The sequence below is a fragment of the Halomonas sp. 3D7M genome, assembly GCF_014897885.1.
In the GTDB taxonomy this organism is placed as follows: Bacteria; Pseudomonadota; Gammaproteobacteria; order Pseudomonadales; family Halomonadaceae; genus Vreelandella.
The window spans coordinates 1-11241 of sequence record NZ_JABUZF010000259.1; the positions used below are offsets into that span (position 1 = coordinate 1).

Sequence of the window (11241 nt, forward strand, 5' to 3'; positions counted from 1 at the left end):
ATGAAGATCAGCACTTTAGGTGCTAACGCCTGAGCTTGAAGCTTGGAGGGCTCACCCACATAAGCTAGGAAGTTAGTAAGATCATACACTGCTTCCTCAAACTCAGCAGGCTCCATGGAACCTGGCTGGGTCACTTGCAGCACATCACAAGACTGGTACTTACCCGACAAAGGATCGGGTGACTGCCCCGCCACCGGATGATCCGTTTCCGAACACACCAGCTCTTGTACGCCTTGTAGAGGCTCCAACACGTTAGGCATCGCAACCAGGTCAAATACCGTGTTGTTAACACCAGTGGGACGGCTCGGATCTTTGTAGAAGCTAAGCAGATAAGAGTAGATCCAATCCGTTCCACGCACACGCGTCTTGAGCGATAGATCCGGAGGCGGCGCACCAAACCAACCCTCCGCATCACCGCTGTTCATGGCGTTATGCATTTGGTCGTTGTAGGCCAAATCTGACGAGAAAATCAGATTTTCTTCAACCAAATCCTGCGGCATCCCCAAATCGTCAGCCGCACGCGCAAAGCGCTGATACTGAAGTGAGTGGCAGCCCATGCAGTAGTTAACATAGAGCTTCATGCCATTTTGCAGCGAGGCTTGATCATGCAGATCAGGCTCCATCGAGTGCGGGACACTCGCACCACCGGCAGCCATCGCAGTTACTGGCACTAACGCGAAAAGGAGTCCCAAAAGATACTTTTTCATTAGCCAGTCACCCTTTCCGGAACGGGTTTAGTCTTCTCCAGCTTGGTGTAGAACGGCATCAAGACAAAGAAGGCGAAATAAATCACGGTGCACGCCTGGGCTAGCAGCGTCCTGCCCTCTGTCGATGGCAACACACCCAAAACACCAAGGATGACAAAGCTGATAGCAAACAGCGTCAGCATGGTTTTCGACATCCAGCCTTTATAGCGCATTGAGCGCACCGGACTACGATCCAGCCAGGGCAGAACGAACAATATTGCAATCGCAGCCCCCATAAAGATAACACCGAGGAACTTAGCGTCTAAGCCGAACACTGAGAAAGTGATTGCGCGAAGAATGGCATAGAAAGGCGTCATATACCAAACGGGCGCGATGTGATCAGGCGTTTGTAGCGGGTTAGCTTGATCAAAGTTTGGCTTTTCAATAAAGTAGCCGCCGCCTTCTGGGAAGTAGAACACCACTACACAGAAAACAAACAGGAAGACCGCAATACCCACCAAGTCTTTTACCGTGTAGTAAGGATGGAAGGGAATCCCATCCAACGGCACGCCTGCCTCATCTTTCTTCTGCTTAATATCAATACCGTCAGGGTTATTTGAACCCACTTCGTGTAGCGCAATAATATGCAGCACGACGAGCGCTAAAATAACGATTGGCAGAGCAACCACATGCAGTGCAAAGAAACGGTTGAGGGTAATGCCTGAAATCAGGAAGTCACCACGCACCCACTGCGCCAGATCAGGGCCAATGCCAGGAATCGCTGAGAACAACGAAATAATAACCTGAGCACCCCAGTAAGACATCTGACCCCATGGCAACAAATAGCCCATAAAGGCTTCTGCCATTAGCACCAGATAAATCGTCATACCAAACACCCACACTAATTCGCGAGGCGCTTTGTAGGAACCATACAAGAGGCCACGGAACATATGCAGATAGACGACAAGAAAGAAGGCAGAAGCGCCGGTGGTGTGCATATAGCGAATCAGCCACCCCCACTCCACATCACGCATAATGTATTCGACAGAATCGAATGCACCTTCAGCAGAGGGGTTAAAGCTCATGGTTAACCAAACCCCGGTCAAGATTTGGTTAACCAACGCCAGCAGCGCTAATGAGCCAAAGAAATACCAAAAGTTAAAGTTTTTAGGCGCGTAATATTTGGAAAGATGCTCTTGCCACATCTGAGTGGCAGGGAAGCGATCATCTACCCAACGCATGAGGCCCTTTTCCGCCTTGGCTTTATTCGGATTACCCATCAGGCAGCCTCCTCATCTTCGCCAACGACAATAATGTCATCACTCTCAAAGCGGTAGGGTGGAACCTCAAGGTTGATCGGCGCAGGTACGTTATTGAACACGCGACCGGCCAAGTCAAAGCGAGAGCCATGACATGGACAGAAGAAACCACCCGGCCAATTCTCCACACCCACCCCCTCGGCATTCGGTTCAGGTCGGAACAGGGGCGAACAACCCAAGTGCGTGCAAATACCAATCAACACGCCTATTTCCGGCTTGATAGAGCGCAAACCACCCTGGATATACGCTGGCTGCTGCGGCACTTCCGAATCAGGATCCGCTAAACTGTCGCTCCCTAACGCTTCAGTTCGCTCGATCATTTCAGGCGTACGATTAATAATCCAAATCGGCCGACCGCGCCACTCAACGGTCATACGCTGCCCAGGCTCAAGCTTCGATATATCAGCTTGAACAGGCGCACCTGCCGCTCTTGCCCTGGCACTAGGCTGCCAAGAAGCCACAAAGGGGACCGCAACCCCGACAGCGCCCACCGCCCCCACAACGGAGGTGGCGCCTACAAGGAAACGGCGCCGACCTTTGTTTACGCCGTTATCTGCCATTTCTGGTTTCTCCCATCAGCTTACCCGTTCCGCCGCAAAGGCGTCTTGCGACGACGAATATCAAATACGCTCTATGTTAAAAAAACAAAGCGCTCTGCACAAGAACAACCGCCCGTGACCATGGTGGTATAAGCGTTATAATTTTTTGATATTCCAATAAAAAGCGCCCAGGTCTTTGACCTGGGCGCTTTTGCCGCATAGCGTAAAATTAACGCTTAGAGAACTGCGGACGACGACGTGCTTTACGCAGACCGACTTTCTTACGCTCAACTTGACGGGCATCGCGGGTTACATAACCAGCGGCGCGCAACGTTGGACGCAGATCTTCATTGTAGTTCATCAGGGCGCGAGTGATACCGTGACGAATGGCACCTGCTTGAGAGGAGCCGCCGCCGCCAGCAACAGTGACGAATATGTCAAACTGATTCAGCGTTTCAGTCAACTCAAGCGGCTGACGAACAACCATACGACCAGTTACGCGACCAAAATACAGGTCAAGATCTTTATCGTTGACAGTAATTTTGCCAGAGCCCGGCTTCATAAACACGCGAGCGGTGGAAGTCTTGCGGCGCCCGGTACCGTAATACTGCTGTGTCATGGCGAAGATTTCCTCAGATGTTCAGTTCAAGCGGCTGTTGGGCAGCATGCGGATGCTCGGCACCGGCGTACACTTTTAATTTTGAGTACATGGCGCGACCCAAAGGACCTTTCGGCAACATACCTTTAACGGCAGACTCAATAATGCGCTCAGGGGCATGATCAAGCATTTTGTCGAATGTCATAGAGCGCAGACCGCCCGGGTAACCAGTATGGCGGTAGTAGGTTTTAGCCTTCGCCTTGTTGCCGGTTACATGGACTTTTTCAGCGTTGATAACAACAATGTAATCGCCAGTATCAACGTGAGGAGTAAATTCGGGCTTATGCTTGCCACGCAGGCGGCGAGCAATCTCGGTTGCCAGACGACCGAGCGTTTTGTCCGTAGCGTCGACTACGTACCAGTCGCGCTGGACGGACTGCGGCTTAGCACTGAACGTCTTCATGGATAAAATCACCAGATTAAGTGTGTTGGGTAGCTTACACCGCTACGTAAGCGATGAAGCACCATCCCTATTTTTTTTGGTTGCCAGAAAAAACCAGCAACATGCAGCGAGGCGGCATTCTACAGCAAGCATCACCGTAAGTTAAGTACCGCCACTCTTTTTTATTGATATCGCTCTTATTGATATTATTCTTGCTTGCAGCGTATTTATCGGCGCACCCGATACTAAGGCTTATGAGGTAGCGCTAAATACTCTTTAGACTGCATTTCCTGCAGACGCGACAGCGTCCGCTGAAATTCAAAGGTCAGCTTGCCATCGCGATACAGCGCTTCAATTGGCACCTCTGCCGACATCAACAGCTTAACCCCGCGATCATAAAACTCGTCAACCATATTAATAAAGCGGCGAGCCTGATCGTCTGTTTTTGCATTCATCTGAGTGACGTTAGATACCAAAACTGTATGAAATTCTCTGGCAAGCTCAATGTAATCATTCTGGCTACGCGGCCCATCACAGAGTTCGACAAATTCAAACCATGCCACATCGTCGTGGAGTCGGCGCGTCTTTAAAATGCGATGATTAATCTCAAGAGGCGCCCCCTCCTCACCCTCATGGCCGGCTATCTCTCTGAAACTTCTGCTTAGCTCCTGCTCGGCCGCTTTATCAAGCGGTGCATGAAAAATCTCAGCCCGCTCTAGGGCACGCAAACGGTAGTCAACACCAGAATCGACGTTGACGACCTCGCAGTGACGATTCACTAGCTCAATGGCGGGAACAAACCGTGCGCGCTGCAACCCATCTTTGTAAAGGTCGTCCGGCACTATATTTGATGTCGCCACCAACACCACGCCACGCTCAAACAGCGCCTCAAGCAAATTTGCCAAGATCATTGCATCGGTAATATCTTTGACAAAAAACTCATCAAAGCAGATGACGCGTGCCTCAGCAGCGAACTTGCCAGCAATCAGCGTCAATGGGTTCTTTTCGCCCTTATAGTGAGTCAACTCATTGTGGACACGCTGCATAAATCGATGAAAGTGGGTGCGCATTTTTTCAGGGAACGGCAGCGCCTCGTAGAAAGTATCGACTAGATACGTTTTCCCACGCCCCACACCTCCCCAAAAGTAGAGCCCCTTAACGTCAGGCAGCACTGGCACGCCGGCACTGACCTTTTTACCCAGCAGCCCGGCAACTTTTGCCTTTAACCCTTTGTTAGCAACGACGGCTTTAGGAGCACTAGCGGGCCTGGCTAGCAGCTCATCATAAAGGCGCTGAAGATGCTTAACCGCCTGCTCTTGAGCAGGGTCGTACTGGAAATCGTCACGCTTTAAGTCTTCCTGATACCGCGCAAAAGGCGTTAATCGGCTCGCCTGCTCGCTGTCTTGACGTGCAGATAATGATGACATCAACTCGCTCCCACAGCACACATCGTGAACGGAACTGTGACGTTGTAAGAACACAGCCTGCCCAAATAAAAAAACAATATTATACGCTGCATAATAACTGAGCGCATGAGCGGATTGACCCAACCGACGGATACGCGCCTATAATGGTCACGCTTTGTTAAGCTGTTTGTTAAACTATTTGCCAAACCCCGCCATGCGCTTGGTGGCGTGCATCATCTCTAGGGAGAATACTGTGGAAGCAAGCTCGCCATTCACTTTTGCGATTATCGGTCTCGTTATTGGATTTGTTATCGGCTTGGCGTGTTATCGCCTGTTCAGCAAAAGCCAACGTGACCACGCCACACTAAAGCAGGCTTTGCTTGAGCGTGAACATCAAATAGCCGAGCTTAAGAAAGGCATGGGAAGCCACCTCACTGGCATCCAGCAGCACATCATTAATATTCGCCAGGAGACTGATCGGCTAGAACAGCAAATAGACAGCGAAGCTGCTGAATGGAAACTGGAAACGGCCATCACACCTTCCACAAACAAACTCGCGCCTAACACAGAGGACGAAGGTGATGTTAACACTCCGCGTGATTATGCAGATGGCAAAAGCGGTACGTTATCCGAAGACTTTGGCCTAAAAGGCAGCTTGAAAGAACATGATGCGCCTGCCCCGCAACCTCCGCGTTATTAATAATTAACAAGATCAAAGCATCCGCATAGCCAACCGATGCGGATGCTTTGCACAAATTAGCGCTAGGCGGGATTATCGATATCGACAAATCGATGCTCTACATCATACTCACTCGCCAACCACTCACCCAGCGCCTGAACACCAAAACGCTCAGTAGCATGGTGACCAGCAGCAATGTAATGAATACCCATCTCTCTAGCCAAGTGCGTCGTGCGCTCTGATATTTCCCCAGACACGAAAACTTGCGCCCCTGCATCGTAAGCCGCCGTAATCATGTCTTGAGCACCTCCAGTGCACCATGCGATCCGCTCCACAGAGCCAACTAAAGGCGACTCGACCACTAAAGGCGCTCGATGGAGCACTGCAGCCAATTGACTGCCCAGTTCTGCAACGCTTAGCGGCTCAGCTAATCGGCCGGACCATAACAGTCCTTCACCAAGCTCACCATCAATGCATCCCTCGACCTTCCACCCCAGACGCTTGGCCAGCTCGGCATTATTGCCAAACGCGGCATGCGCATCTAACGGCAAGTGGTAAGCCAGCAAGCTCATTTCGTTATCCAGCAGCGTTTTAATTCGCTTCTGCTTCATGCCGGTAATGGCTACCGGTTCATTTTTCCAGAAATAACCATGGTGCACTAACACCATGTCCGCTCGCCAAGCGACCGCCTCCTCCAATAACGCCTGACATGCCGTCACCCCTGACATCACCCGCGTTACAGTGTCACGCCCCTCCACCTGAAGGCCGTTAACGGTAAAATCTTTAAATTGCGATGAGCGCAATTGATGGTCGCAAGCAGCAACTAGTTGGTCGCGATGGATCACACTGACTCCTTAACCGATTAACAGGCTATCGTGAGGAACATCTCAATAAAGTGTTACGATGGAACTATTGTAAATCTCGCTTCGCGTTATCGCGAACCTCGCGACCATTTAGACTATCACCCGCTGAGGAAATTTCGCATGCACCGCTCTGTGCTGCCCTATATATGGCCAATTATCACCGGGCTATTGCTCGCCGCCTTGGTGCTACTTGCTTTCCCAGAGTATTTGCCCAACCCGTTTCGGCAAACGCCACCCGCAACGGTCGAACCCCCCTCTTCGCTGGTGCCTACTAGCGGAGAGCCGGCAGCTAATCGACCTGCCCCCGAGATTCGCCAAGCAGAGCCGCTCAACCGCAACCAAGGGCCTGCAAGCTACTCCAACGCCGTTAATCAAGCGGCGCCAGCCGTCGTCAACATCTATTCATCACGCATTGTTGAACGCGATCAGCATCCATTGATGTCCGATCCTTTTTTCCAGCAGTTCTTCAGCGGCGACGATGCAACCACGCATCAGCGAATGCTATCGAGCTTGGGCTCTGGCGTTATTGTCAGCCATGACGGCTACGTGCTAACCAATCACCATGTCATTAATGGCGCCGATCAAATACAGGTAGCACTTCGCGATGGTCGGGAAACACTTGCCGAGGTAATTGGCACTGACCCAGAAAGCGACCTTGCCGTTTTACGCATTACCCTTGATGACTTACCGGTAATCGAGCTTGCTGACTCAGAACAGGTAGCCGTGGGTGATGTAGCACTCGCTATCGGCAATCCTTTCGGTGTTGGGCAAACCGTTACCATGGGCATTATTAGCGCGACGGGGCGCAGCCACTTAGGTTTAAATGCCTACGAGGACTTCATTCAAACAGACGCCGCGATAAATCCAGGCAATTCCGGGGGCGCATTAGTCAACCCTGACGGCGCTTTAGTGGGCATTAATACGGCTATCTTCTCACGGTCAGGGGGATCACAAGGGATTGGTTTCGCGATTCCAGCCAACCTTGCCCACAGCATCTTGAATGAACTGGTTACCCGCGGTCGCGTCATACGCGGCTGGCTAGGCATAGAAGCACAAGCACTCTCCCGCGAGCTGGCCGCATCGTTTGGGTTAAGAACCCCTCAAGGCGTGATCGTCGCTGGCGTCGTGAAAGACGGACCTGCCGCTAAAGCAGGCTTACAGCCCGGCGATGTTCTGCTGTCTATTGACGGTCAAGTGATTTTGGATGCTCGGGTAACAATGAGCGCGATTGCTTCCATTCCACCCGGCACAAAACTACCGCTGACGATCGTACGAAGCGGTGAGCGTATGGACATGACACTGGAAGTAGGTGAACGGCCGGTACCCATTAATGCTACGTCAGGAGAGCATCAGAGCGACTCGTAAGTCGCTCTGATGGTTATCGGTGCTTGTTCAGACGGCGCCTTCTCAGGCAATGCTCAATCGTTAATACGATACTCCGCCGAACGAGCATGGGCCGTCAGCGATTCGCCCCGGGCAAGTACAGAGGCTATTTTACCAAGCTCAGACGCACCACTAGGCGAGCACTGAATAATGGAGGAGCGTTTCTGGAAATCATAAACCCCCAGTGGCGATGAAAAACGGGCTGTTCCAGACGTGGGCAGCACATGATTCGGCCCTGCACAATAGTCACCCAGAGCTTCCGAAGTATGCCGCCCCATGAAGATAGCCCCAGCGTGACGCACGTCATCAAGCCAGTCACTAGGCGCCTCGACAGAAAGTTCAAGGTGCTCCGGTGCGATACGATTGATCAACTCAATGGCTTCGGCTTGATCTTGGCAGAGAATCAATGCACCACGACGTTGCAGTGAAGCACGGGCAATATCTTCCCGCTCCAGCGTCGGCAATAATCGCTCAATTGAAGCCTCAACGGCATCCAGGTGATCAGCCTTCCAACTAACAAAAATCGCCTGGGCATCCTCATCGTGTTCAGCCTGAGAGAATAAGTCCATTGCCAACCAATCTGGGTCTGTTTGGCCGTCAGACACCACCATGATTTCAGAGGGACCGGCAATCATATCAATACCAACTTGACCAAATACCGCGCGCTTAGCAGTCGCTACGTAGATATTTCCAGGCCCTACGATTTTATCTACCCGCGGAACGCTTTCAGTGCCATAAGCAAGCGCCGCGACCGCCTGTGCGCCACCAATCGTGAACACATAATCGACGCCCGCCAGATGCGCAGCTGCCAGCACAAGATCATTCAGCACACCGTCCGGAGTCGGCACAACCATCACAATCTCGCGCACACCAGCCACATTGGCAGGGATAGCATTCATCAATACCGATGAAGGATAAGCGGCTTTCCCGCCTGGCACATAAATACCTGCGCGGTCCAGCGGGGTAACCTTTTGGCCCAGCACCGTTCCATCAGCCTCTTCGTACTGCCACGAGCTTGGCTTCTGGCGCTCATGATAACGCTTAATACGCTCAGCAGCGGCTGACAGCGCATTGCGCTGCTCAGCAGGCAGACCGTCAAAGGCCTTTTTCAGCTGCTCAGGAGATAGGCGTAGCTGCTCCATACTCTCGGCTGACAGGCGGTCAAAGCGATTGGTCGCCTCAACCACCGCACTGTCACCTCGCCGTTTAACATCTGCCAATATCTCTTCAACACGAGCCTGTACTGCCTTATCAGACACCCCTTCCCAATCCAGCAGCGCGTCTAAATGCTGATGGAATGCCCCATCAACAGTCGAGAGACGGGCAATGGTGGCTGTGGACTTATCGCTCATGGTAAACCTCGTGTCATTCAATAGGCTGAGTCTGACGCTTTTTAACCGCACTTTCCAGGCGGGCTAACAATGGCTTAATACGATCATGCTTCATGGTCATGGCGGCTTTATTAACCACCAGGCGGGTACTGATATGGGCAATGAGCTCACGAGGCTCCATGCCATTGGCGCGTAGCGTATTGCCGGTATCCACGATATCAACAATTTCATCGGCCAAATTCATCAGCGGAGCAAGTTCCATCGCCCCATAGAGCTTGATCACTTCGGCTTGAATACCCTGCTCCGCATAGTAACGCCTCGCTACGTTTACAAACTTAGTAGCTACACGACGACGCGCTTCAGCTGGCAACTGCCCCGTCACACCAGCAGTCATCAGCTTGCAACGAGCGATATCCAGATCTAGGGGCTCGTATAGACCTTCAGCCCCATGCTCAAGCAGAACGTCTTTACCCGCAATGCCCACATCTGCGGCACCCAGCTGCACATAGGTCGGCACATCGGTTGCCCGTATAATCACCAACTTTACATCTGGCAAATTAGTATCAAACAGCAGTTTACGGCTTTTACCCAAATCTTCTGCCGGGGTAATCCCCGCATCCGCCAACAGCGGCAGCGTTTCGTCCAGAATACGCCCTTTTGAAAGGGCCAAAATCAGTTGCTTACTCATTATTTAGGCCAATGGTTAATAACATGGCTTAGCCAGGAATACGGCGAATGCGCGCACCCAGCAGCTGTAATTTTTCCTCAATGCACTCATAACCACGATCGATATGATAAATACGATCTACAAGCGTTTCGCCTTCAGCCATCATTGCCGCGATCACCAATGATGCTGACGCACGAAGGTCAGTAGCCATTACCGGCGCACCTGAAAGCTTTTCTACGCCTTCAATCAGTGCCGTATTACCTTCAAGGGCAATATTCGCCCCCATCCGGTTTAGCTCTTGTACGTGCATAAAGCGGTTTTCAAAGATGGTTTCCACTACCCGGGAATGCCCCTCGGCGACAGCATTCATCGCCACAAACTGGGCCTGCATATCGGTAGGAAATGCAGGATAGGGCGCAGTGCGAATATTAACCGCTTTTGGACGCTTGCCATGCATATCCAACGCGATCCAATCATCGCCACTGGTAATCTCAGCACCGGCTTCTTCAAGCTTCGCAAGCACCGCTTCTAAAATATCGGCACGAGTGCGCTTCACTTTCACGCGACCACCCGTCATGGCAGCGGCCACCAGGAAAGTACCCGTTTCAATACGATCAGGCATGACATCGTGCTCACAGCCATGCAGAGATGCGACACCTTCGATCACGATGGTGTCTGTACCATGCCCACGAATATTAGCCCCCATCTTGATCAAACACTCGGCGAGATCGACAATTTCCGGCTCGCGCGCAGCATTTTCAAGAATAGTAGTGCCATCAGCGAGCGTTGCCGCCATCAACAGATTTTCAGTACCCGTTACCGTCACTGTATCAAAGAAGATAGTCGCCCCTTTCAAGCGTCCATCAACTCGGGCACGAATATAACCCGCTTCAACGCGGATCTCTGCGCCCATCGCCTCAAGACCACGAATATGCAAGTCCACCGGACGTGAACCAATTGCGCACCCGCCTGGAAGAGAAACATCTGCCTTACCGAAATGTGCTAACAACGGGCCTAACACCAGAATGGAGGCGCGCATCTTCTTAACGAGTTCATAGGGAGCATGACACTGCGTTACCTGAGAGCCGTCAAGCTGGATACTGAGCTTCTCTCCCATCACCGGCTCAACGCCCATCCGCCCTAGCAGCTCCAGCGTCGTAGTGATGTCCTGCAAATGAGGCAAATTACCAATAATGACCGGACCATCTGCCAAAAGGCTGGCACACAAAATTGGCAACGCCGCATTCTTAGCGCCACTCACCCACACTTCGCCATCTACCGACCCATTGCCGGTAATGATTAATTTATCCATAGAGAAGCCGCTACTA

12 protein-coding genes are annotated in these 11241 nt (G+C 51.8%); 2 read left to right on the forward strand and 10 right to left on the reverse strand.

What is annotated here, in order from left to right:
• The 6 genes from INT22_RS16665 to zapE form a co-directional block, all read right to left on the reverse strand.
• Nucleotides 1-707 (reverse strand): cytochrome c1 (locus tag INT22_RS16665; protein ID WP_193068608.1); only part of this gene is annotated, 707 nt, incomplete at its 3' end.
• Entirely contained in the window at nt 707-1966 is a 1260-nt protein-coding gene (locus tag INT22_RS16670; RefSeq protein WP_089037711.1) for a cytochrome b, read from the reverse strand. The genes INT22_RS16665 and INT22_RS16670, both read right to left, overlap by 1 nt.
• Nucleotides 1966-2565 (reverse strand): ubiquinol-cytochrome c reductase iron-sulfur subunit, encoded by a 600-nt coding sequence (petA, locus tag INT22_RS16675; protein ID WP_089037710.1) that lies wholly within the window; start codon nt 2563-2565, stop codon nt 1966-1968. Before petA ends, INT22_RS16670 begins: the two co-directional genes overlap by 1 nt.
• Before the next feature lie 208 nt (nt 2566-2773).
• Complete coding sequence (gene rpsI, locus INT22_RS16680; protein ID WP_038485457.1) at nt 2774-3163, reverse strand: 30S ribosomal protein S9; 390 nt, start codon at nt 3161-3163, stop codon at nt 2774-2776.
• 13 nt (nt 3164-3176) lie between these two features.
• The gene (gene rplM, locus INT22_RS16685) at nt 3177-3605 is read right to left on the reverse strand and encodes a 50S ribosomal protein L13 (RefSeq protein WP_009721993.1); all 429 of its coding nucleotides are present in this window, start codon (nt 3603-3605) and stop codon (nt 3177-3179) included.
• A gap of 224 nt (nt 3606-3829) precedes the next feature.
• Nucleotides 3830-5011 carry a cell division protein ZapE gene (zapE, locus tag INT22_RS16690; RefSeq protein WP_193061301.1) on the reverse strand — a complete coding sequence of 394 codons (1182 nt, stop codon included), beginning with the start codon at nt 5009-5011 and terminating at the stop codon, nt 3830-3832.
• 232 nt (nt 5012-5243) lie between these two features.
• On the opposite strand from zapE, the gene INT22_RS16695 reads away from it, so the two are divergent.
• Nucleotides 5244-5690 carry a ZapG family protein gene (locus INT22_RS16695; RefSeq protein WP_193061300.1) on the forward strand — a complete coding sequence of 149 codons (447 nt, stop codon included), beginning with the start codon at nt 5244-5246 and terminating at the stop codon, nt 5688-5690.
• Nucleotides 5691-5752: 62 nt separating this feature from the next.
• On the opposite strand, the gene INT22_RS16700 is transcribed toward INT22_RS16695, so the two are convergent.
• Nucleotides 5753-6514, reverse strand: coding sequence for a Nif3-like dinuclear metal center hexameric protein (locus INT22_RS16700; protein ID WP_089037707.1), 762 nt, complete (start codon nt 6512-6514; stop codon nt 5753-5755).
• A 138-nt stretch (nt 6515-6652) separates the two neighbouring features.
• On the opposite strand from INT22_RS16700, the gene INT22_RS16705 reads away from it, so the two are divergent.
• Nucleotides 6653-7897, forward strand: coding sequence for a Do family serine endopeptidase (locus INT22_RS16705; RefSeq protein ID WP_193061299.1), 1245 nt, complete (start codon nt 6653-6655; stop codon nt 7895-7897).
• Between the two features lie 53 nt (nt 7898-7950).
• Here INT22_RS16705 and hisD read toward each other — a convergent pair whose 3' ends face one another.
• The 3 genes from hisD to murA are packed head-to-tail and all read right to left on the reverse strand — an operon-like array spanning nt 7951 to nt 11225.
• Nucleotides 7951-9267, reverse strand: a complete 1317-nt coding sequence (hisD, locus tag INT22_RS16710; RefSeq protein WP_193061298.1) for a histidinol dehydrogenase — start codon at nt 9265-9267, stop codon at nt 7951-7953.
• 13 nt (nt 9268-9280) lie between these two features.
• Entirely contained in the window at nt 9281-9934 is a 654-nt protein-coding gene (hisG, locus tag INT22_RS16715; RefSeq protein ID WP_038485475.1) for an ATP phosphoribosyltransferase, read from the reverse strand.
• Between the two features lie 28 nt (nt 9935-9962).
• The gene (murA, locus tag INT22_RS16720) at nt 9963-11225 is read right to left on the reverse strand and encodes a UDP-N-acetylglucosamine 1-carboxyvinyltransferase (protein WP_193061297.1); all 1263 of its coding nucleotides are present in this window, start codon (nt 11223-11225) and stop codon (nt 9963-9965) included.
• Nucleotides 11226-11241 lie beyond the last annotated feature (16 nt).